Source organism: Blautia sp. DFI.1.216 (assembly GCF_020594215.1).
Taxonomy (GTDB): Bacteria; Bacillota; Clostridia; order Lachnospirales; family Lachnospiraceae; genus Blautia_A; species Blautia_A wexlerae.
In genome coordinates, this window is record NZ_JAJDML010000014.1 from 62043 (window position 1) to 83833 (window position 21791).

At 37.6% G+C, this 21791-nt stretch carries 20 protein-coding genes, 1 tRNA gene and 3 pseudogenes; 18 read left to right on the forward strand and 6 right to left on the reverse strand.

Translation table 11 applies throughout. The annotated features are described in order from the left end of the window. Positions 1-210: 210 nt before the first annotated feature. The 8 genes and pseudogenes from LJE11_RS07490 (at position 211) to LJE11_RS07525 (ending at position 7325) form a co-directional block, all read left to right on the forward strand. Positions 211-295: transfer RNA gene (locus tag LJE11_RS07490), tRNA-Leu, on the forward strand. A gap of 312 nt (positions 296-607) precedes the next feature. After that, the gene (locus LJE11_RS07495; RefSeq protein ID WP_020993390.1) at positions 608-1873 is read left to right on the forward strand and encodes a S1C family serine protease; all 1266 of its coding nucleotides are present in this window, start codon (positions 608-610) and stop codon (positions 1871-1873) included. Between the two features lie 84 nt (positions 1874-1957). Further along, complete coding sequence (locus tag LJE11_RS07500; protein ID WP_008705648.1) at positions 1958-2905, forward strand: 3'-5' exoribonuclease YhaM family protein; 948 nt, start codon at positions 1958-1960, stop codon at positions 2903-2905. Between the two features lie 5 nt (positions 2906-2910). Further along, positions 2911-4548 (forward strand): 23S rRNA (uracil(1939)-C(5))-methyltransferase RlmD, encoded by a 1638-nt coding sequence (rlmD, locus tag LJE11_RS07505; protein ID WP_008705647.1) that lies wholly within the window; start codon positions 2911-2913, stop codon positions 4546-4548. 31 nt (positions 4549-4579) lie between these two features. Next, positions 4580-4950 (forward strand): annotated as a pseudogene (locus LJE11_RS07510) (TnpV protein). 388 nt (positions 4951-5338) lie between these two features. Further along, positions 5339-6193 carry a hypothetical protein gene (locus LJE11_RS07515; RefSeq protein ID WP_008705643.1) on the forward strand — a complete coding sequence of 285 codons (855 nt, stop codon included), beginning with the start codon at positions 5339-5341 and terminating at the stop codon, positions 6191-6193. 273 nt (positions 6194-6466) lie between these two features. Further along, positions 6467-6883, forward strand: coding sequence for a YjdF family protein (locus LJE11_RS07520; RefSeq protein WP_008705642.1), 417 nt, complete (start codon positions 6467-6469; stop codon positions 6881-6883). A gap of 61 nt (positions 6884-6944) precedes the next feature. Continuing rightward, positions 6945-7325 (forward strand): DUF4825 domain-containing protein, encoded by a 381-nt coding sequence (locus tag LJE11_RS07525; protein WP_008705641.1) that lies wholly within the window; start codon positions 6945-6947, stop codon positions 7323-7325. Positions 7326-7466: 141 nt separating this feature from the next. On the opposite strand, the pseudogene LJE11_RS07530 reads toward LJE11_RS07525, so the two are convergent. Both LJE11_RS07530 and LJE11_RS20310 read right to left on the reverse strand, forming a co-directional pair. Beyond that, positions 7467-8015, reverse strand: a pseudogene (locus LJE11_RS07530) (MobQ family relaxase); the annotation flags it as partial. Continuing rightward, positions 8015-8428 (reverse strand): annotated as a pseudogene (locus tag LJE11_RS20310) (ParM/StbA family protein); the annotation flags it as partial. The pseudogenes LJE11_RS20310 and LJE11_RS07530, both read right to left, overlap by 1 nt. Before the next feature lie 40 nt (positions 8429-8468). Between LJE11_RS20310 and LJE11_RS07540 the strand changes: the two are divergent. The 5 genes from LJE11_RS07540 (at position 8469) to LJE11_RS07560 (ending at position 13025) form a co-directional block, all read left to right on the forward strand. Beyond that, on the forward strand, positions 8469-9143 hold the full coding sequence (locus tag LJE11_RS07540) for a response regulator transcription factor (protein ID WP_227295777.1): 675 nt from the start codon (positions 8469-8471) through the stop codon (positions 9141-9143). Continuing rightward, on the forward strand, positions 9131-10309 hold the full coding sequence (locus LJE11_RS07545) for a sensor histidine kinase (protein WP_117852275.1): 1179 nt from the start codon (positions 9131-9133) through the stop codon (positions 10307-10309). Before LJE11_RS07540 ends, LJE11_RS07545 begins: the two co-directional genes overlap by 13 nt. Positions 10310-10425: 116 nt before the next feature. Next, positions 10426-11496, forward strand: a complete 1071-nt coding sequence (locus tag LJE11_RS07550) for an ABC transporter permease subunit (protein ID WP_173679258.1) — start codon at positions 10426-10428, stop codon at positions 11494-11496. Beyond that, positions 11493-12149 carry a transporter gene (locus LJE11_RS07555; protein WP_227295779.1) on the forward strand — a complete coding sequence of 219 codons (657 nt, stop codon included), beginning with the start codon at positions 11493-11495 and terminating at the stop codon, positions 12147-12149. The genes LJE11_RS07550 and LJE11_RS07555 overlap by 4 nt, the downstream gene beginning before the upstream one ends. Positions 12150-12152: 3 nt before the next feature. Beyond that, positions 12153-13025, forward strand: a complete 873-nt coding sequence (locus LJE11_RS07560) for an ATP-binding cassette domain-containing protein (protein WP_118006048.1) — start codon at positions 12153-12155, stop codon at positions 13023-13025. 396 nt (positions 13026-13421) lie between these two features. Here LJE11_RS07560 and LJE11_RS07565 read toward each other — a convergent pair whose 3' ends face one another. The 3 genes from LJE11_RS07565 to LJE11_RS07575 form a co-directional block, all read right to left on the reverse strand. Next, complete coding sequence (locus LJE11_RS07565; protein ID WP_008705630.1) at positions 13422-13640, reverse strand: DUF6219 family protein; 219 nt, start codon at positions 13638-13640, stop codon at positions 13422-13424. Positions 13641-13743: 103 nt separating this feature from the next. Next, a complete protein-coding gene (locus LJE11_RS07570) occupies positions 13744-14541 on the reverse strand; it encodes an Rpn family recombination-promoting nuclease/putative transposase (RefSeq protein ID WP_020993387.1) in 798 nt (265 codons plus the stop codon). A gap of 135 nt (positions 14542-14676) precedes the next feature. Continuing rightward, positions 14677-15462, reverse strand: coding sequence for a hypothetical protein (locus LJE11_RS07575; RefSeq protein WP_008705627.1), 786 nt, complete (start codon positions 15460-15462; stop codon positions 14677-14679). Positions 15463-16023: 561 nt separating this feature from the next. Here LJE11_RS07575 and LJE11_RS07580 point away from each other — a divergent pair. The 4 genes from LJE11_RS07580 to LJE11_RS07595 all read left to right on the forward strand — a co-directional run bounded on the left by LJE11_RS07580 (position 16024) and on the right by LJE11_RS07595 (position 19713). After that, positions 16024-16941 carry a helix-turn-helix transcriptional regulator gene (locus tag LJE11_RS07580; protein ID WP_008705623.1) on the forward strand — a complete coding sequence of 306 codons (918 nt, stop codon included), beginning with the start codon at positions 16024-16026 and terminating at the stop codon, positions 16939-16941. Beyond that, on the forward strand, positions 16938-17570 hold the full coding sequence (locus tag LJE11_RS07585) for a GyrI-like domain-containing protein (RefSeq protein ID WP_008705622.1): 633 nt from the start codon (positions 16938-16940) through the stop codon (positions 17568-17570). The genes LJE11_RS07580 and LJE11_RS07585 overlap by 4 nt, the downstream gene beginning before the upstream one ends. Positions 17571-17574: 4 nt before the next feature. Further along, positions 17575-18321, forward strand: coding sequence for an N-acetyltransferase (locus LJE11_RS07590; RefSeq protein WP_008705621.1), 747 nt, complete (start codon positions 17575-17577; stop codon positions 18319-18321). Between the two features lie 450 nt (positions 18322-18771). Continuing rightward, positions 18772-19713, forward strand: coding sequence for an Abi family protein (locus LJE11_RS07595; RefSeq protein WP_020993386.1), 942 nt, complete (start codon positions 18772-18774; stop codon positions 19711-19713). A 63-nt stretch (positions 19714-19776) separates the two neighbouring features. On the opposite strand, the gene LJE11_RS07600 is transcribed toward LJE11_RS07595, so the two are convergent. After that, complete coding sequence (locus tag LJE11_RS07600; RefSeq protein ID WP_008705619.1) at positions 19777-19968, reverse strand: hypothetical protein; 192 nt, start codon at positions 19966-19968, stop codon at positions 19777-19779. A gap of 169 nt (positions 19969-20137) precedes the next feature. On the opposite strand from LJE11_RS07600, the gene LJE11_RS07605 reads away from it, so the two are divergent. After that, on the forward strand, positions 20138-21754 hold the full coding sequence (locus tag LJE11_RS07605) for a TOTE conflict system archaeo-eukaryotic primase domain-containing protein (protein ID WP_020993385.1): 1617 nt from the start codon (positions 20138-20140) through the stop codon (positions 21752-21754). The last annotated feature ends 37 nt before the right edge of the window (positions 21755-21791 follow it).

The following is a 21791-nucleotide window of genomic DNA, read 5'->3' on the forward strand; positions in this document are numbered from 1 at the left end:
ACTTACTGTGAAATAAGCAGTTACAAATACTTTTCCTATTATATATGATTTTGGAATCTATGGAAAGCAAAAAGGATAGAAATACATAAAAATGATAGTTTTTACAAAAAAATAAAAAAAATTCAAAAAAGCTATTGACAGTTTATATAGTTTTTGGTATAGTACCAATTGTCGCAACAATAAGTAAAACTTATAACAGAAATGCGATATGCGGAAGTGTCGGAACTGGCAGACGAGCAAGACTAAGGATCTTGTGAGCATTGCGCTCGTGTGGGTTCAAGTCCCATCTTCCGCATAAGAAACGGTTTGAATGCTATTATATGTGCATTTAAGCCGTTTTTTTGTGTCATCATAATAACCTGAGTTGCAGTGTTTCGCTGATACGATAAGTGTTTCAGTAGGAGCTTCTTTTTTGTACTGTGGGAAATTACTTATAGTATATTCATAAAAAATTCATATCTTTTTGTTAAAATAATGTGTAGATTGTTACGATATAATTTGTTTGAATACAAGCGATATTGAACCTGAATGGTAACTGTTTGGCAGATTGCTGTTTTGTATGACACTGGGCAGTTATCCTGAATGGAGTGCGGCAGGAGAATCAGGTATGAAAAAAAACAAAATGGACACACAGGAATATCAGTTTATAAAAGAAACGGTAAAAAAACAGCCAAAAGAGAATGGCAGTCTGTTGCGCAGGCTGCTTATGATAGCAGGATGTGGCGTTTTGTTTGGAGGTTGCGCAGCCGTAACCTTTGCCAGTGTGTTTCCGGTTATGGCGGATAGAGAAGAGAATACACAGCAGAAAATCGAACTGACAGGATCGGATGTAGCGGAGACGATATCTGAAGAACAGGCAACAGAGAGGGAATCTGTCGCTTCAGTTTCTGAAAAAGAGGAGAAGAGTCTTCTGGCAATGCGTCAGGAGATGTATAGGGAAGTGCTGAAGGTTTCCCAAAAATCCCGAAAATCTCTTGTAAACGTGAGAGGAATTTCAAAGGATGAGGATTTGCTGAATAATTCTTATTTTCAGCAGGAAGATACGGAAGGTCTTGTCTTTCTTGAAACAGAGACGCAATTTTATATCCTGACCTATGAGGAAGAACTGGAAAATCTGCAGGAACTGCAGGTGACTTTTGCAGATGGTTCGACAGTGCAGGGAGAGATATGCAGGGGAGATGCAGATTCCGGATTTGCAGTTGCAACTGTGAGAAAAAATCTTCTCAATGACAGTACAAGAGAAGGTATCGTGGTATCTGATCTGACAGACACAAAGAAACTGGGACAGAGCGATATAGTAATTGCTATCGGAAGTCCTGCCGGTGACAGTGATGCGGTGGTTTATGGAATGATCACTTCTGTTTCTGAAAAACTATCGGTAGCGGATACGGAGTATAATGTGTTGGCTACAGATGTGCAGGGGAATGAAGATGGAAGTGGTGTGCTGCTTGATTCTGACGGAAATGTGGCAGGTATGATACTGAAGAAGAATGAAAACGATGGAGATAATATTCATGCAGTTTCCATTTCGCAGATTCTTCCGTTGGTAGAACATCTGGCTAACAAAGAGACAATCAGATATACAGGTATTTATGGAACAGAGATAACTCAGGCACAATGTAGAAAACTGGGAATTGATCAGGGACTTTACGTGGAGCGTACACAAGAAGAATCTCCTGCGATGAAGGCAGGGATACAGTGTGGAGATATCATAAGTAAGATTGATGGAACTCCCACAGAGAGTATGCAGTCTTACTATACATATCTTCAGACAAAAAAGCAGGGAGAAAATCTTACCATAACGGTTCTTCGCAAAAATTCCGATGGTGAGTATGCGGAGAAAGATTATAAGATAACAGTTGGAGAGAGATAGTGACAGGCAGAGAATCCTACAAGCGGGATTCTTTCTTGTGGAATTGTTATAATACTAAAAATAAAGGATAGAGAGGCAGGCTTTATGCGTTTTTTAAATGAGTTACATGAGGGAGACAGAATTAATGGGATTTATCTGTGCAAGCAGAAACAGTCTGCGGTAACGAAGAATGGAAAACCCTATGAGAATATTATCCTCCAGGATAAAACCGGAATCATGGATGGCAAGATCTGGGATCCGAATTCTCTTGGAATTGATGATTTTGATGCACTGGATTATATAGATGTTGTGGGAGATGTGACCAGCTTTGCAGGGGCTATGCAGCTGAATATCAAGCGTGTGCGCAAGGCTGCTGAAGATGAGTATGATCCTGCAGATTATCTTCCTGTAAGTGAGAACAGCACAGATGATATGTACAGCCAGCTGAGAGCATTTATTGACAGTGTGGAGAATACTTATCTGTCTGCACTTCTGAAGAAATTATTTGTGGAAGATGAAGCTTTTGTGAAAGCGTTTGAAGGACATTCTGCTGCGAAGACAGTACATCACGGATTTATCGGCGGTCTGATGGAACATACTCTGGGAGTGACCAGACTCTGCGATTATATGTCAAAGGCATACCCGGTCATCAACAGGGATTTACTGATCACAGCATCACTTCTTCATGATATCGGAAAGACAAAAGAATTATCTGCATTTCCGTTAAATGATTATACAGATGAAGGCCAGCTTCTGGGACATATTTATATGGGAGCACAGATGATCAATGATCTTGCACACCAGATACCGGAATTTCCGGAGGTGCTTAAGAATGAACTGATCCACTGTATTCTGTCACATCACGGAGAGCTTGAATATGGTTCCCCGAAAAAACCTGCACTGGTGGAGGCCGTAGCCCTCAATCTTGCAGATAATACAGATGCAAGAATGGAAACCATCACAGAGATTTTTGCAGCAAACAAGAGTAAAAAAGAGTGGCTTGGATATAATAAATTGTTTGAATCCAACTTAAGAAGAACAGATGAGGTGTAATCTTTATGGAATTTCGTAAGAACGATCTTGTTACGTTAGAGATAGAAGATTGCGGAATTGACGGTGAAGGTATCGGAAAAGCCGATGGCTTCACCGTTTTTGTCAAGGACGCAGTGATCGGAGATACAGTAACAGCCAAAATTATCAAGGCAAAGAAAAATTATGGTTACGGCCGTCTTATGGAGGTGCTGAAGCCATCTCCGTACAGAGTTGAGCCCAAGTGCGAATTTGCCCGTCAGTGTGGCGGATGCCAGCTTCAGGCACTTTCCTATGACCAACAGCTTGTATTTAAGACAAATAAGGTGAAGGGACATCTGGAACGTATCGGTGGCTTTACAGATATCCCCATGGAGCCGATCATTGGCATGGATGAACTTTTTCATTACAGAAATAAGGCACAGTTTCCTGTAGGCAGAAATAAAGAGGGAAAAATCGTTACAGGTTTCTATGCGGGAAGAACCCACAATATTATCGAAAACCGTGACTGTGCACTTGGTGTAGCTGAGAATAAAGAAGTTCTGGACCGTGTGATCGCACATATGGAGAAATACGGGATTGAACCATATAATGAAGCAACAGGCAAAGGGCTGGTGCGCCATGTCCTGATCCGTTACGGATATTTCACAAAAGAAGTGATGGTCTGTCTGATCCTGAACGGAAATAAGATTCCGAAAGAGGAACAGCTTGTAAAATCTCTGTGTGAGATTCCGGGAATGACAAGCATCACCATCAATGTAAATAAGAAACACAGTAATGTAATCCTTGGTGAGGAAATCCGTCTGCTCTGGGGTCAGGAATATATCACAGACAGGATCGGAGATATTTCCTATCAGATTTCTCCTCTGTCTTTCTATCAGGTAAATCCTATGCAGACCCAGAAGCTTTATGCAAAGGCACTGGAATACGCAGATCTTCACGGTCAGGAAACAGTATGGGATCTCTACTGTGGGATCGGAACCATTTCCCTGTTCCTGGCACAGAAAGCAAAATTTGTCCGCGGTGTGGAAATTGTTCCTGCAGCTATAGAGAATGCGAAAGAAAATGCGAAACTTAATGGCCTGGAGAATACAGAGTTCTTTGTGGGAAAAGCAGAAGAAGTGCTGCCAAGAGAGTATAAGAAAAATGGCGTTTATGCAGATGTCATCGTCGTAGATCCGCCAAGAAAAGGCTGTGATGAAACCCTGCTGGAGACCATGGTCGAGATGAACCCGGATAGGATTGTGTATGTAAGTTGCGACAGTGCGACGTTGGCAAGGGATCTGAAGTATCTGTGTGAGAGGGGATATGAGCTTAGAAAAGTATGCCCGGTTGATCAATTTGGGATGACTGTTCATGTGGAGACGGTTGTTCTTTTGTCCCAACAGAAGCCAGATGACACGATAGAGATCGACTTAGACCTGGATGAGCTGGATGCCACCAGTGCCGAGTTGAAAGCAACCTATCAGGAAATCAAGGATTATGTGCTGAAAGAATCTGGCTTGAAGGTTTCAAGTTTATATATTTCTCAGGTAAAACGCAAATGTGGAATTGAAGTGGGAGAAAACTATAATCTTCCAAAATCAGAAAATGCAAGAGTTCCACAATGCCCGAAAGAGAAAGAAGATGCTATCAAGGCTGCCCTGAAATATTATGCGATGATCTAAGGACATCGCTGATTTCAAGGAGGAATAACACATGAAAAGTACATTTGAAAAATGGGTGGAACCTACACACTTGGCGCAGACGGAATTTACTATCCGAATCTTGTCAGTACAGATGAAGAACCGCATTATGGGAAATATGGAATGATGCGGAAAACATATCTGAAAGAGTATCGTCCGGCAATGTATTCACTGTATATGTTGGAAGACAGATTGACAGAACATCTGAATGCTGTGGACGATGAAGCACAGGAGAGAATGGACATTCTAGTGCGTCAGATGATGGAAAAGGAAGGCATTACGGAAGAAATGAAAGCTTGTGACCAGATGGAATGGGTCAGGGCTGTAAATAATATCCGAAATGTAGCAGAAGAGATTGTGTTAAAAGAATTAGTGTATATTTAAAGCGTGGAAAGCTCCTTCGGGAGCTTTTTACCGTTTCTACAAACAATTTTTTCGCGTGCCGGAAAGCAATCTATTTACATGGAACAGATGCAGAGAGAGAAAATATTGGAAGGTTATGATTCTTGATCAGCTTTTTTGCTATTGCTCTTTTGAAGATGGTAAAAAAACAAGTGATATGGTAAAATAATACTATTAGATTGAACGGACAGAAATGAGGAAAGTTGATGAATTAAGAAATGTAATTGCAAATCAATTTGCCTGCGAATATAAGACTTATGACTTTGGGGAAATCTGTAATGCATTCATTGATGATTTGATTAGATTAATGGAAAATAGTATTAAAAATGAACAAGGCAATTTTTAGTTGACATAAGGAGAACAGAAAAATATGAAAAAATATTACGCAGAAAGACATGGTTTACTTACAAAGCAACTACAGATAGATTTTGATGAGTTATTACAGTATTTCGGACAGGTATATAAATATTTTTGTGATAAAGAGTATTTTGAAGTGGCTACAAGAGGAGTGTGGAGGCAAATTCCTTATACGCAGGATTCGGAGCAGATTTTACCACCAAGTTTGTTGCCATCACCGGAAGTGTATTTTGCAACATGCTTACAGGATAAAGAGGTTTGGCCAATTTGGCAATATCTTGAAGAATATGATGAGCAGACATTGTTTTCAGTGATTGAGATTTTATACGACCATATTGGTGTTTATAACTATGAAATAGATCAGTTTGAAAATGAAGCACAAAAGGAAGAATTTGCTGAACAAATTAATAATATCTTACGTGCATATAAAGAGGGATATTATCTTGAACCGACAAATGGATTTATAATGCAAATACCTAACGGTGCGTTGCGTGAACAGTTAGAATATGACGGTTCTGATTTACCCGATTCAGTATATGAGCAATTAGCAACAGCCACAGAAATGTATTATCGTTTTGATGCCAATTTGGAACAGAAAAAGAAAGCTATTAATATTCTTGCCGATATTTTGGAAAGTGAACGTGAAGAAGTAAAAGATACTTTAAATGCTGAGTATGAAGTTCCTAAAAATGAACATGATAAGTTGATTTTTGGTATAGTTAATGGTTATAATATTCGCCATAATCGTGCAGATCAAAAGAACGATTATAGCAAAGAAATATGGTATGATTGGATGATGCAATATTATACAAGCGTAATAATAGCATTTTACAAGTTGAAAAATAAGTATACCGATATTGATTTTTAAATGGTGAGTTAAATGATATCTCCCTAAGTGGAGTATAAACCTTTTCTCAAAAGGTGATGGTTTCGCTATTTAGCATAAAAAGTAACTTAGAAGTTTCAGAATTAAGTTAATCGTGCCATATGGCTTGATTATAAAAGCAAAGATAAAAACGCAACGTACATCTTTGATGTACCAGAGCCGGTAGGTAGCCCGGCCGTCCTATATAAATAGGGTAAGTAACCTGCCCCTCCGGGTTGTCCATTCTTTGTTCAATCATTTTTAGGAGGGATTCTTATGGACAAAGTAAATGGAAAGCTGACAGTATTTTTTGAAGAGCCGTTTTGGGTGGGAATCTTTGAACGCATCGAAGATGGTAAACTATCTGTGGCAAAGGTAACATTTGGTGCAGAGCCAAAAGATTATGAAGTACAGGAATATATTCAAAAGTGCTATTTCAGTTTGAAATTCAGTCCGGTTGTTGAAACTGTTGTAAAGGATATCAAAAGAAATCCGAAACGGATGCAGCGGGAAGCAAAGAAGCAGATGCTGGAAATAGGCATTGGTACAAAATCGCAACAGGCGTTGAAATTACAACAGGAACAGAACAAGCAGGAACGCAAAGAGAAAAGACGCAAGAAAAAAGAGGCAGAAGAGCAGCGAATGTTTGAACTGAAACAGCGAAAGAAAAGAGAAAAGCATAAGGGACATTAAAGTCCCTTAGCCTTTTACTCAAATCGAAAAGTGTTGAATAAAGCTTTCGGGAGGTGTTTCTATGAAGAAAAAAGTACTTGCAATTATGTTAATCGCCATGTCAATAATGTTGATTTCGGCGTGTGGAAAAAAAGAAAAACTGTACGAAATTCCTGATTTATCGCAGTATAAGACAGATTATGTAGGAGATTCTTCAAATGTTATAAATATTGTAAGTGGTCAAGAGTATCCGGCGGGATACTCATATGACAGTATAGAGATACAGTCTGAAACAGAGCCTTATGGATTAACAGTTTTTCTAAAAGATGAGCCGTCTGCAGCCAAACTTGAAGATGAATTGCAGGTTAATGCAGATATGACATTTGACTTGATTGGTAATTTGGGAACAATTGATTATAAAACAGCAGATAGCAAAGAAATTATTGCATCGTATGAACGGTGATATATTTTTAGTCAACTTTTAGATAATTTGAAGAGTAGAATATAAAAAGGCGTATGGAAGTTTTAAATCCATACGCTTTTTTGGGAAAAACTCATTTTTGAACAAGAGATTTGTAAGAACATATTATCTATTCAAAGACGGTTACAATTCCATATCATATGACTTTTTCTTAGTTCGAGCAGGCTGATTTCGCCGCATTTCTTGTTTTCTCTGATATTCAAGTTCCCATGCACGATGAGAGAAAACATCAGGATCTTCCGCATTGAGATAATCCACCTCATTGGCTGCAATATCACGTCGGTGATAGTCATAATATTTACCGAAAGTACCTTTGAGCTGTTCGATCAGCTTATCCCGAAAATCAGGACGTATCTGGATTCTGGTGTCCAGCAATTCTGTATACTGTTCAGGTTCAGGACGAAATTTGTCTTCCCGGAAAGCGGCAGCATCTTTTTCAAGCTGTTTTTTGAGCGAGATGTCCTGAGAATCTAGGATATCAAGATTGTTATTCATCTGGTCGTATTTCTTGGATAGATTCGTCATATCTTTATCGGTAGAGCATTCTGCCTGGAAGATTAGCTGCTCTTTCCTTGATTTCAGTTCTTCAATTTCTTCGGTAACAGTGGTAAGCTGCTGATTCAATTTTATATGCTGGATGGGATTAAAAATACTGGCTTTCTCTTTTTTTACATAGCCATTAGTGTCAGAAGATAATATTCTTCGTCCATAGCTTTATCCGGGATAAATTCTTTGTGTCCTTTGCCGATCCGGTAGTAAATGCCGTTATATTCCAGAATATTCCCGGTGAAGATTGGTTCTGTTTCATAGGCTTTGATTCCGGTTGGCGTGACGGTGTTTGCTGTTTTCATATTGCCATAGCCATGATCTACAGCGATGATTTTTGTGTTTCTGAGTTCTTGCATAAAAAATACCTCCGTTTTCGTATTGATTGATTCAGCAGGTCGTACCGTTGTGGTACTGCTCTGCTGTGAGATAAGCATACGAAGATCGGAGGTAAAAGACATTGAGGGGAAATTGAGCAGGAATTGAGAAAAAAGATATATTGTGCTTACGTTCTTCATGTACTCTTGTTGTGATTTCATTGTTTTTTATCGTATAATATGGATATTGGAGGTGGTTTGGATGAAATACAAGATTTTAGTTGTTGATGATGATAAAGAATTGGTGAAAATGCTTTGTAGTTATTTTAATATGAAACAATATGAAACCATTACGGCTAAAGATGGAATGGAAGCATTAAATAAAATAAAAATGAAACCGGATATTATTTTGTTGGATATCAATATGCCACGCATGGATGGGATTGAAGTATGTCGTCTGATACGCAGTAAAGTGTTATATCCAATTTTATTTCTGACAGCAAGAGTTGACGAAGATGATAAAATTAATGGGTTGCTTTCAGGTGGGGATGATTATATTACGAAACCATTTAGTCTTCGGGAGTTGGAAGCAAGGATTGTCACAAACATAAAGAGAGAAGAAAGGCATCAACAAAAAACGGAATACCGTTTCATGGATGAAATGCTGATTGATTATTCTGAAAAAATAGTAGCTATAGCTGGACACAGGATGGAGTTCACAAAAATTGAATATCAGATTATTGAATTCTTATCCATGCATCCAGGGCAGGTGTTTGATAAAGAACGTATATATGCACAAGTCTGTGGATATGATGCGGAAGGGGACAGTAGAACGATAACGGAATTAGTACGGCGTATAAGGAAAAAAATAGCGGATTATTCAGAAAAAGAATACATAGAAACTGTATGGGGGATTGGATACCGATGGAAAAAATAAGAAACTTGTCACTGAAAAAAACAATTCTGCTTTATTTTGTGATCAGCTTAACGGCAGCATTTCTGTTATCTGGATTTACAGTTCATTTTGCAAGAAATATGCAGAATAAAATATGGGAAAAATATATTGATTATGCAGATTATACGGACGTGTTTCAGCAATATGGAAAGAAATACGAGATTGAGATATCAAGACCTAATCAATCGCAGATGAATCGTTTGGACTATCATCTTTCGGAAATGTGTGACTTTATGGAAACATATTCGGTACTGATTTTTTCGATTGTTGGGAGTGTTGTTGCGGTATTCTTTTTTTATAAAAATAAGTTAAAGACACCTCTACAGGAACTAAAAGATGCCTCACAAATGATTGCAGATAATGAACTGGATTTTCATGTGTCCTATGAAAATAAAGATGAGATGGGAACTTTGTGTAAAGAATTTGAAATGATGCGAAGTGATTTAGCAGATAACAACAGAAAGATGTGGCGAATGATTGATGACGAGAAGGCTTTGCGGAATGCAATTGCACATGATATACGTTCTCCACTTTCCATATTGCGTGGGTATCAGGAAATGCTCTTAGAGTTTGTTTCTGCTGAGAGTATAAAAACAGAGGATGTTATTGATATCTTACAAACAGGCATGTATCAGATTGACCGTATAGAGCATTTCACGGAAAACATGAGAAAAATGTCCCATTTAGAACAGAGGGAACTGCAATGCTCAGAGATAGAATTATCGGAACTGGCAAAAAAGATTGAGGCAGAAGCTGCCATGCTGTCCAAGAAGGAAAGTAAATTATGTAAGGTAGAAAGAGTGCAGGAACAAAACATTGTGAAAGTGGATGAGGAACTTGTCATGGAAGTGACAGACAACTTACTGGAAAATGCGGTTCGATATGCACAAAAAAGTATTGCTTTGCAGATAAAGAAAAAGGATGGTTTTCTTATAATTTCTGTTGAAGATGATGGAATAGGATTTGTGGATACTGAGGAAAAAGTAACAGAACCATTTTATCATAAGAATCCACAAGATGATTTAAAGCATTTTGGCCTTGGTATGTATATTTCTCGTATTTTCTGTGAAAAGCATGGAGGAAATTTGAAAATATATAATGCCAGACAAGGCGGTGCTCATGTAGAAGCTCTTTTCAAAGCTGAATAAAAATACTTTATAAGGCTGAAATCACAAATAAAGTGGTTTTAGTCTTTTTTGTTGTGAATTTATTGAGAATTGATTTGTATGATGTTGTTAAAGAAATAAAGAAAGGAAGAGATACAATGAAAACAATCATAAAAAGAAGTATACTTGATTATTTAAAGAACCCTGTTTTGTGGATTGGCTTGATTATTATAGTTGCCAGTATGTATCAATGTCTGTCATCGTATTTGCAAATTCATTATATCAAACAGAATGAACAGATCACACAAAATGACGTAGCATTGGAAGATGCTGATGTCATGGATGGGTACATTCCCACATCTGATGATAAAGAAAGAAGAAGGGAGTGGGAAGATACGATCAAAGAGACGTTAATGGACACCTCCAAAAATGGTTTTGGATTTAGCAGGCAGGAAGCAGATCATGTAATGAAAGAAATTCAGAATATGGATGTAAAGACTGCTGCTGAGTTTTTGGAATCCCAATATGGCTATTATAATGCAATATATGCTTATGAGGACCTTGAAATTCATAAGGGGACAGCAGAAGAAATCAATCATTATATCGAGCGGAAATTATCCGAACATTCTTTTTCCTGGTACTTTGCAAAAAAATTTACGGATTTTGCAGGATTGCATATGGCCTTTTTTGCAACAGTCTTGCTATCATTTTTATTTATTCAGGATACACGAAAAAGTACCTATGAATTATTACATACAAAGCCTGTTACGGCAATCCAATATATATGTGGGAAAGTAATAAGCGGATTCATTAGTATGCTGGGAATATTAGTGATTTTGAATGTTATATTCTTTATGCTGTGTTTGAAAACGTCTTTAGAATCGGGCTTTCCAGTAACACCAATTGATTTTTGCGTGAATTCTCTGATCTATATTGTTCCGAATCTTTTGATGATATGTTGTGTCTATACAATTACAGCAGTAATATTTAAAAATCCGCTTCCGGCAGCACCAATCTTGTTTTTACACATTATATATTCAAATATGCTGACCATGAAGAATGATATTTATTATATGAGACCGTTCTCTATTATGGTGCGATTCCCTGGCAGATTTTTTGAAACACATGTAGCCAAAATGTCAAATATAAATCAGATTATGCTTGTGATCTCATCTGTTATATTAGTATGTATTTCTGTTACAATCTGGAAAAGGAGGAGGGTTTATTGAAAACGGAACTCAAAAACTGCCTGTCGTTATATAAGATTTTTTATTCATGTGCATTTATACTGATATTGTGTGCTATTCATCCGATTATATACTATGAAGAAATCGGTTCAGCGATTCAGTCGCCAATAGCGTTTTTAACAATTATTTTTTGTAGTGACACATATTTGATGGAAGTAAAAAGTAAGCGTGCCGATGTATTTCATTTGTATGATCAAAAAAAGCAGTTAAAAGTAATATCAAAGAGAGTGTGCGTTCAAATATTATATTTATTAATACTTTCCTGTGTTGGATATGTTTTATTTTTCTGGCAAAAACCGGGCAGTGTAAACGAAGGCATTTCGGGTATTCAGATATTTCTTTTATATTTCATTGCAATGTTTGGAACTATCTGGCTTTGGAGTATATGCTCTGTGATTTTGTGTACATTGCTTCGAAATATGTGGGCAGGTATTGGAGGTTTATTTGGAATTGTCATTGGACTTATATCAAAAGCGGGAAGTTCATTTTTCGGAAATCTGGGATTGTTTTCTTTCAGCTTTTGTGAACCTACTCAATTAATGTCCGAGAGTTGGATTTATGGAACGCTTGTGTCTTTTATAGCGGGGCTGTTTTTATTTGCAGTATTACCAATGGCTTTAAAGAAAAGAGGATAGATTATGAGTATTAGAATAAATGATTTAACAGTTAGATTTAAAAATGGTGTGGTTGCAGTAAATAAGGCATCTCTTGAAATACCTAAGGGAATTTACGGACTTTTGGGAGAGAATGGTGCGGGAAAAACCACGCTGATGAGGGTTCTTACAACCGTTTTAAAACAAACGGAAGGATTGGTTTCGCTTGATGGAATTCTGTATAACGAGGGAAATTATGAAAAAATACAGAAAAAGATTGGTTATCTTCCACAGGAAATCGACTTATATCCGAATCTTACGGTGAAAGAATGCCTTGTATATATGGGTGGACTATCAGGAGTATCCACAAATGACCTCAAACAAAGAATTACCTATTATTTGGAAAAGACTTCTCTTACAGAGCATCAGAATAAAAAAATGCGGCAATTATCTGGTGGTATGAAGAGACGTGTCGGACTCATACAGGCACTTCTTAATAATCCGGATTTTTTGATTATTGATGAACCTACCACCGGGTTAGATCCGGAAGAAAGAATCAGGATCCGCAATCTTTTGGTTGATTTTTCAAAGGATAGAACTGTACTGTTTTCCACTCATGTAGTAGAAGATTTAGCAGCAACCTGTACACAGCTTGCCATTATGAAAAAAGGAAGTTTTTTATATTCTGGAAGCGTGAGTGGGTTGCTGGAAAATGCAAAGGGCTGTGTTTGGAATTGTACGGTACAAAATGCAGAAGAAGCCCGTTTGTTAGAAGCCAATTATTCTATTTCATCTAAGCAGTATGTAGAAAATGGAATTCATATGAAAGTATTAAGCAAAGGAAAGCCAAATGAGAAGTGTGTCCCGGATAATGATATCACTTTGGAAGATGCATATATTTATTTGACGAATAGTTGAATATAACGGCGGGCAAGTTGCCCGCCGTAAATTATGTTTGTTTTGTTAAAAGACCGGATAGAGTTTTTCCAATGGAAAATCCAATCTGTGGATATAACTCCTGATCAAGAAAATGCGGATATTTTTAAATTGATTGTGTCAATTTAAAATCAATTTCTATTCAATGTGGTTTTCCGGTAGGTTCTGTAAAATAAGCTCAGATTAAAACAATGACGGGAGGAGCTTATGCAACAGAATATTGAATTTGAGCGGTGCATTGATTTTCTGGTACGGATGATTGATAAGTACGGCGAAGAAGTCCTCCGGGAGTTGGAGGAAAAAAAATAGAATAAAGAAGAAAAAACAGCATAGAATACTTCTTTTCATAGCATTTGTAAGACCGTCGAAGTCTCCTTTTCACAGGTTCGGCTTGCTATTCTCCATCGGAAACAGAGTCTTTCTTTTTTTAGACTTACCAGAAATCATTTCATGCCCAGAATAGATAGCTATGATCATGCAGAACAGAGAGCTACAAGCAAAATACTTATGAGCGGATTTCATATTTTTATAGCCAGCATAAAAGATTCCAAACATTGCTGCCAATGCACCAAGTGACCAATATTTATGTGCTTTCATCTTAGATTTCTCCTGCGTTTTTTTATTATGATTCAGTTTTTTTCTTTTATTTATAAAGAAATGAGGAACACATCTGTATATAGCGAGATGGTTCCTCTTTTTGTTATGCGGTTTTTTGTACAGCCAGCGCTTCGATTTCTTCTAAGGTCAGGTCTGTAAAAGCGGCAATATCTTCGTAAGTGAGTTTACCGGAGGCCAGCATACGTTTAGCAATTTCAATGCGTTCAGCTTTTCGCATATTTTCCATTTCTCTGCACATAGTCAAAACTCCTTCCTCATCTTCTTTAAAATAACGTACTCTGTCAGCAAGGATTTTATAATACATGTCTTTCGGATTGGTACAGGAAAAATCGTGCATTAGTTTTCCGAGTTCTGTTTCATCTTTGATTTGGGAATTTATATAAATAATATGAGCTTCATCACCGAATGGTTCACCGGTTTCCTGGATGATGCGGTCAACATGATAAATTGGAAGCCCGGCTTTTAATACATCATTTTCGGTAATAAAAATCACATAGGTTTCAGTGAGAGCATCATATTTATCGCCAGCTTCAGTTATATTGGCATCTATAAGACTGCTATTGTATCTTGCACGTTTTGCATCAGCACCACGATCACTTCTTTGAATTTCTATATTATAAATGCGGTTATTGGAATCAACAGCTAATATATCCAAGCGAATAGAACGTCCCTGTAAATTTTTTATATCGTATTGTCCCTGCACAGATTGTACTTTAAGGTCATGTCTTTGCAAAATAATTTGAAGTAGAAATTCCGCACATGCCTTATCTTCAAAAACTTTACTCATAAAATCATCATCTAAAAGACGAAAACCCCTAAGGCGTTGTAGATCTTCTTTATGTTTTTGCTCAAAATCCAGTGTTTCTTCTGTATTATTCATTGTAAAAACACCACCTGCTTTCCTTTAGAATGGGATATAGTAAACATGGATTCCTATATCATTATTTTAACATGGCAAATAGCAATCCTCAATACCTGAATTTTGAAATGACAAATGCCGATAAAAAATAACAGTCTATAAATCTTTTACTTTTTCAATCTGTTCATTCACATCTTTAAGTTGCTGTTCAGTATCTTTTAAAGATTTTCTGGGAGCACTGGTCTGGTCTGATGCCTGATTGAGTTCTACATGGAAATCATCAAGAGAATCATAGCCATGTTCCTGTATGTAGGCAACAGTCTGAGCCATCTGCTTCAAATTGGTGAGCTTTACTTTTTGAGCATAGGCTCCACTTTGCTGTGCTTTAATACAGGTTTGCAGATCTATGACAAGCCGGAGATCTGATTTTATGAAAATGAATGGTGTAGAGATAGCAGAAGTATCAGAGAAAGGAACAGTTGGTAAATCTGTGGAAGTATTCGGAGCCTGCTGTTCCAGAATTTCTTCTTTCTGTTCTCTATGGGATTTCGTGTTTTCCTCAAATGCTTTCAAGAGAAAATCTTCTGTGTATCTGGTTCCAAGATTCCTTTCAGTGATATATTTTTTTCTGCCAGGGTGAAGATAGCTGTATCGGTTTCGACTGATCTTGAAGATGATGTGATATTTTTCATCAAGGATTTTTGAAAATTCCTCTGGTGATTGGGCGGTGCTTGCAGCATCATCAATAGCGTCACGAAGAAATTGTTTTTCTGTCTGGTAACGTGTTTCCTTTGGTGTGATTCCATCTTCTTTCATTTTCTGATTCAGTTCATCGAGCTTTTCCTGTCCACGGCGTTGTGCCCAATATTCTTTTTCTGTGATTTTTCTTTCAGCAGGAGTGAGCAGATCAACCTGATGTAGCGGGTGGATTACTCCACCCATTGCTGTTAACCGATTGTTTTAATTGGACAATCTAACCGCTTTTAACCGAGCATTTTAACTGGACGCTCTAACCGCTGCGCAGATATTTCTATCTGTGTTTTTATTATATGCAATTTACAGTAAAAAACCAATGCCTTTAATTGCTAAAATTTTATGAACTTTTTTCGATATCTATGGAATCGTTTTTATCACAGACAGGAACAAAAAGAAAGAGATAGCAGATGGGTATAAAAAGTTTGCTTGGTTTCGGTCAGGCGAGGGATAAGCCTGTACGGAATTACAGTAATGGTGAGTATTCGTTCAATTTCGGACAAAGCACCAGCGGAAAGAGCGTCAATGAAATAAGAAACATTGATAAAGGTTTATCTGATGGCTTGGAATGCATTGGTTGAGAACCGAGAGGGAGAAAATTTAACTAATGCTATTGAGTCTTCAGACATTGGGAATAAAACCTTATGTTTGCAGGCTTTTTGTTTACAGAAAAATTTTTCGTGGATATAATAAACATGACATATAGTTGTCGTGTTGTGTTAGATATGATATGTATGGAGTGTGGAAACTATGAAGACAGATAGGCTTATTGGGATATTGTCAATCTTACTGCAGGAAGAAAAGACAACGGCTCCTGAACTGGCAGAAAAATTTGAGGGATCCCGCAGGACAATAAACCGGGATATTGAAGACCTTTGCAAAGCAGGCATTCCAATAAGGACGGCACAGGGGACCGGTGGTGGTATTAGTATTATGGACGGATATCGTATGGATAGGACGATTCTGACATCCAAAGATATGCAGATGATCCTTGCGGGGCTGAGAAGTCTTGACAGTGTGAGTGGAAACCGATACTACGGTCAGTTGATGGAGAAAATCCAGACCGGATCATCAGAGTTTATCAGTGAAAGAGACTCTATGTTGATTGATTTGTCTTCATGGTATAAAGGCTCTCTTGTTCCGAAAATCGAAGTAATCCAAAATGCAATAGAAAACAGGCATACTATACAGTTTAAGTATTATGCTCCATCTGGAGACGGCAACCGAAGGATAGAACCGTATTATCTGGTTTTTAGGTGGTCAAGCTGGTATGTATGGGGGTGGTGTTTAGAACGTGAAGATTACAGATTGTTTAAGTTGAACCGTATGGATTGCGTTACAGAATCGGAGCAGTTTTTTATGTGCAGAAATGTACCAATGCCGAATTTGTCAAATGAGAAGATATTTCCGGGCGGGATAAAGGTAAAAGTCCTTTTCGCCCCGGATGTAAAGTGGCGGTTGGTTGAAGAATTTGGACCGCATTGCTTTACCAGGACGGATGATGGAAGGCTGCTTTTTTCGGCGGATTATACAGATATGGAAAACCTTGTGACATGGCTCATGACATTTGGAGCAAAGGCTGAGGTGCTTGAGCCGAAAGAAGCACGGGACATTATCCGCAGGAATGCGGAAGAAACATTAAAAAGCTATGGAGGATTAGGAAAATGACGTTTGATTATAAAAAGGAATACAAAGAGTTTTACATGCCGAAGGGAACACCGTCTATTGTCAGAGTCCCGAAAATGAATTATATAGCGGTGAGGGGAAGCGGTAATCCAAATGATGCAGATGGAGAATATAAGCAGTCTATTGGACTTTTGTATGGAATTGCATTTACGATAAAAATGAGTAAAAAGGAAGACCATCAGATTGACGGATATTTCGATTATGTGGTGCCGCCATTAGAGGGATTCTGGTGGCAAGAAGGCGTGTCAGGAATCGATTATGCGCGCAAGGAAGAATTCAAGTGGATTTCTGTTATTCGCTTGCCTGATTTTGTTAGCAGGGAAGATTTTGACTGGGCAGTCAGAAAAGCTACGGAGAAAAAGAAACAGGATTTCTCCAAAGTTGAGTTCTTTTCGTATGATGAAGGTCTGTGTGTACAGTGTATGCATATCGGATCGTATGACGATGAGCCTGCTACAGTAGATGAGATGCACAGATTTATGGAAGAACAAGGATATGCACTGGATATTACTGATCAGAGAATGCACCACGAAATTTATTTGAGTGATGCACGGAGGGTGGCACCGGAGAAACGCAAGACTGTGGTCAGGCATCCGATAAGGAGGGCTTAAAGGTATGGAATATATTAGAGTTACGAAAGAAAATCTTGAAAAGGAGCACATTTGCTGCGCCATTTCCAACAATAAAGATATTCAGGTATCATCAAAAAAAGCATGGCTTGCGGATAGATTTGATGAAGGTCTTGTGTTTCTTAAGAGCGTAGAACGCGGCAAGTGCTTTATTGAGTACATACCTGCGGAGTGTGCATGGAATCCAATCGAAGCACCTGGTTATATGTATATTAATTGTTTGTGGGTGTCCGGATCTTTCAAAGGCCATGGATATTCAAGTGACTTACTTTCCGAGTGTATTGAGGACAGCAAAGAAAAGGGGAAGAAAGGCCTATGTATTCTTGCAGCAGCAAGGAAAAAGCCATTTCTGGCCGATTCGAAGTTTCTAAAATATAAAGGATTTAAAGCTTGTGATGAGGCTGATAATGGAATCCAGCTATGGTATCTGCCGTTTGAAGAGAAAACTGAGCCACCGGTGTTCAAGGAATGTGCAAAACACCATCATATAAATGAAAGCGGCTATGTTCTTTATTATACAAACCAATGTCCTTTTAATGCAAAGTATGTACCAATCTTGGAAGAAACCGCTCAGAAGAATGGTATTCCACTCAAAGCTGTGAAGATTGAAAATAGGAAGGATGCTCAGAATGTACCAACGCCAATCACGACTTATGCACTATTTTGTGATGGGGAGTATGTTACGAATGAGCAGATGAATGATAAGAAATTCTTAAAGCTGGTGGGAAGATAGGAGAAAACAACATGGCATCAACAAAGGTATATTTGAATTTATGTTTCTCTCTTAATTTATGGCAGGTTTTATCGAGCTGAAGCCGGTAATAAAAAAATACTATAAAACAAAACAGAAAAGCTGACGTAAAAATAGCAGGTACCATAAGGCCTGCGAGCATTTTTTCTTATATTTAACTGTCAAACTCCCGTGTATTGATTTTCTGGTACGGATGATTGATAAGTACGGCGAAGAAGTCCTCCGGGAGTTGGAGGAAGAAAAACAGAATAAAGAAGAAAAAATAGCATAGAATACTTCTGAGCGGATATGGCTGAGAATGTTTTGACATATTGACAGGACATTTAAAATGACGTATACTAAGCTCAGTGATCGTTCTGTAGAAACTTGAGAAGCCTACAGGCGGGGGAGAGCCTGCGGGTCTCTCCCTCTTTTGTTTTAAGGAGAAATGAGATGCAGACACCGAAAAAATTCTCTTCTTTTAGTGACCAGGTTTCCTGGATCAGTGATGAAAAGGGAATAAAAATAAAAGACAGAGAATATGCGGAAGAGATGTTACGCCAAATAGGATATTTTCCTCTTATGGGAGGATATAAACATCTTTTTAGAATATCAAACACAAAAAAATATAAAGCAGGAACAAGTTTTGAAGAAATAGTCAGTCTGTATAAGTTTGATGCAGAGCTTAGAGAGTTGTTCTTTAAATATTTACTGCAGATTGAGCGACAGATGCGTTCTTTGATGTCATACTATTTTACTGAAATGTATGGAGCAGAGCAGAAGCAGTACCTGGACGCTAATAATTATAATAATACAAAAAGAAATCATGCAACAATCGTAAAGTTGATAGCGACCTTGAAACGAGCAACAACGACCACAGATTATACATATATCAACTATTACCGCAAGACATATGGTGAAATTCCATTATGGGTTTTGGCAAATGTACTTACGTTTGGAAACTTATCAAAAATGTTCCGAGTGTTTCCGCAGTCCTTAAAATCAAAAGTATCAAAAAACTTTGAACCTTTGAATCAGCATCAGATGGAACAGTTTCTATCTGTTCTCACTAAGTATAGGAATGTATGTGCCTATGGGGAACGACTGTTTACATACAGAACAGTAGATGCTATTGCGGATACACCGCTTCATAAAAAACTTTCATTACCACAGAGCGGTAATCAGTACGAAAAAGGAAAACAAGATTTGTTTGCTGTGGTGATTGCTTTTAGATATCTATTACCTGGAAAAGATTTTCTGGAATTTAAAAGAAAGCTCATAAAAGAGATTGACCGAGTAAACAGAGAAGTAGAGCATATAAGCGAAGTTGAATTATTGAATAAAATGGGTTTCTCGGAAAACTGGAAAAGTATTACCAAATATCATTTAAAGTAAAGAAATATCCTCTAAGAGATAGTGAAATACCTATTGTCTTAGAGGATTTTTTATTGAAGAATTTTAATATTTAAGAGTTTGTTTTTTCCTTTTTGACATTAAAGATAAGATTTCTTGTGGGTTTGTCAACTGACGTCCGGGAAGTGTCTGCTTTGGTGTGCGGTCGCGGTCGGCTTCGTCAATCGCTGCAATAAAAAGTTTTACGCTGTTTGGATTGGATATGACAAAATTATGAGTAATACTTGAAGTAGCCATACGAACACCTCCTCTTTTCGGGTTTTTTTTGTATTAATTATACGATTGACAGAGAAATGCGTCAATAAGAAAAATAAGCATTGAAAATAGTTGGAACAAGTACTAAAATAAAGTTGGGACATGAAATGAAGGTTACATTACGAAATAATAAGAAGTGTAGGTGGAAGGTTTGAACATAGAAGCATATGATGCTGATTCATTGAGAAAAATGGTTAGGTTGCTTGAATATGAGAACAAGATATTAAAAGATAAATTGAAGAAAGCAGGCATTTCATATGAAGAGGTGAATCCTTTTGAAGAAAAAATAGAAAGTGCAGAAGAATATGACCTGGATCAAGGGAGTCGTATTGTAAATCCGCCATATATTACAGAGAAAATGGCAATGCGTTTCTTTTCGATGTTTTGGGGAAGAGAAGATGTATATGCCAGAAGAGGAAAGAACGGGGGCTATTTTCCACAATGTGCGAATCGTTGGAATGACCGGCTTTGCCCTAAACAACGTAAAGAGAAGGTATTGTGTGATGAATGTGAAAATACCAAATGGATTAGTTTGGATGTTAAAAAAATAATTGATCATTTGTTAGGCACAAAAGAAGATGGATCAGATGTAATAGGTGTATATCCTTTACTGCCAAATGGTACATGCAGATTTATTGTATTTGATTTTGATAATCACGAAAAAGGAGCAGAGGTTACGGACTTTGCAAATACGGATAATGAGTGGCATAAAGAAGTGGATGCGCTTAGAAAAATGTGTGAGCTTAATGGTATCAGACCTTTAGTTGAGAGATCTCGATCTGGAAAAGGTGCCCATGTATGGATTTTCTTTAAAAAGGCAATACCTGCGGCAACAGCAAGGAATTTTGGATTTCTCCTGTTAGACAAGGGTTCGACTTTTATCAATCTGAAATCGTTTCATTATTATGATAGAATGTATCCTTCGCAGGATGTGGCAAGCAGCATAGGTAATTTGATTGCATTGCCATTACAGGGGCAGGCTCTTAAAAATGGAAATAGTGCTTTTGTAGATGAAAATTGGAATGCTTATCCTGATCAATGGGATGCTCTTTTCAATAAAACAAGAAAGCTGGGAATAGAAGATGTTGAACAATGCATGGCAAAATGGCAGGGAGAATTAGCAGAAGTCAGAGGAATGCTTACTAATATTGAGAAGAATGTCAGACCGAAACCATGGAAGAAGAAATGTGAGTTTTGTAAGTCAGATGTTGTGGGCAAGCTTCACATGGTATTGGGCAATGGAGTTTATGTTGATACTCTGAATCTTATGCCAAGAATACAAAATCAGATTCGTAGTTTGGCGGCATTTGATAATCCGGAATTTTACAAAAATAAAAGGCTGGGATATTCTAATTATTATAATTTCAGTGCTGTATATTTAGGTAAGGATATAGATGGATATATACAGATTCCGAGAGGACTGCGGGAAAATATTATACAGGAATGTGAAAAAGCAGGCATTTCAGTTGATGTTTCAGATCAAAGAGAAACAGGACAACCTATCAGAGTATCTTTTAAAGGTGATTTGCGAATGCAACAGGAATTAGCAGCAGAAAAATTATTATCACATTCAGATGGGGTTCTGAGTGCGGCAACTGCATTTGGAAAGACTGTAGTATGTAGTTACCTTATTGCAGAGCGAAAAGTAAATACGCTCATTTTGCTGCAAAGTAAAGATTTGCTTAATCAGTGGGTTGATGAATTGAATCATTTTTTAGAGATAAGAGAAGAACCACCGGAATATGAAACAAAAACAGCCTGCAAATAAAAAGTCAAGGCTAAATTGAAAGAATATTGAAAAATTT

Excerpts from the sequence above, each read along its gene's own strand:
- LJE11_RS07600 (WP_008705619.1), bottom strand. The coding sequence starts at position 19,968 with ATGGCTACTTCAAGTATTACTCATAATTTTGTCATATCCAATCCAAAC.
- LJE11_RS07590 (WP_008705621.1), top strand. The coding sequence starts at position 17,575 with ATGGAATATATTAGAGTTACGAAAGAAAATCTTGAAAAGGAGCACATT.
- LJE11_RS07525 (WP_008705641.1), top strand. The coding sequence starts at position 6,945 with ATGAAGAAAAAAGTACTTGCAATTATGTTAATCGCCATGTCAATAATG.
- LJE11_RS07565 (WP_008705630.1), bottom strand. The coding sequence starts at position 13,640 with ATGAAAGCACATAAATATTGGTCACTTGGTGCATTGGCAGCAATGTTT.
- LJE11_RS07550 (WP_173679258.1), top strand. The coding sequence starts at position 10,426 with ATGAAAACAATCATAAAAAGAAGTATACTTGATTATTTAAAGAACCCT.
- LJE11_RS07580 (WP_008705623.1), top strand. The coding sequence starts at position 16,024 with ATGAAGACAGATAGGCTTATTGGGATATTGTCAATCTTACTGCAGGAA.
- LJE11_RS07560 (WP_118006048.1), top strand. The coding sequence starts at position 12,153 with ATGAGTATTAGAATAAATGATTTAACAGTTAGATTTAAAAATGGTGTG.
- LJE11_RS07545 (WP_117852275.1), top strand. The coding sequence starts at position 9,131 with ATGGAAAAAATAAGAAACTTGTCACTGAAAAAAACAATTCTGCTTTAT.
- LJE11_RS07595 (WP_020993386.1), top strand. The coding sequence starts at position 18,772 with ATGCAGACACCGAAAAAATTCTCTTCTTTTAGTGACCAGGTTTCCTGG.
- LJE11_RS07520 (WP_008705642.1), top strand. The coding sequence starts at position 6,467 with ATGGACAAAGTAAATGGAAAGCTGACAGTATTTTTTGAAGAGCCGTTT.
- LJE11_RS07500 (WP_008705648.1), top strand. The coding sequence starts at position 1,958 with ATGCGTTTTTTAAATGAGTTACATGAGGGAGACAGAATTAATGGGATT.
- LJE11_RS07570 (WP_020993387.1), bottom strand. The coding sequence starts at position 14,541 with ATGAATAATACAGAAGAAACACTGGATTTTGAGCAAAAACATAAAGAA.
- LJE11_RS07585 (WP_008705622.1), top strand. The coding sequence starts at position 16,938 with ATGACGTTTGATTATAAAAAGGAATACAAAGAGTTTTACATGCCGAAG.
- LJE11_RS07515 (WP_008705643.1), top strand. The coding sequence starts at position 5,339 with ATGAAAAAATATTACGCAGAAAGACATGGTTTACTTACAAAGCAACTA.
- LJE11_RS07495 (WP_020993390.1), top strand. The coding sequence starts at position 608 with ATGAAAAAAAACAAAATGGACACACAGGAATATCAGTTTATAAAAGAA.
- LJE11_RS07540 (WP_227295777.1), top strand. The coding sequence starts at position 8,469 with ATGAAATACAAGATTTTAGTTGTTGATGATGATAAAGAATTGGTGAAA.
- LJE11_RS07575 (WP_008705627.1), bottom strand. The coding sequence starts at position 15,462 with ATGGGTGGAGTAATCCACCCGCTACATCAGGTTGATCTGCTCACTCCT.
- rlmD (WP_008705647.1), top strand. The coding sequence starts at position 2,911 with ATGGAATTTCGTAAGAACGATCTTGTTACGTTAGAGATAGAAGATTGC.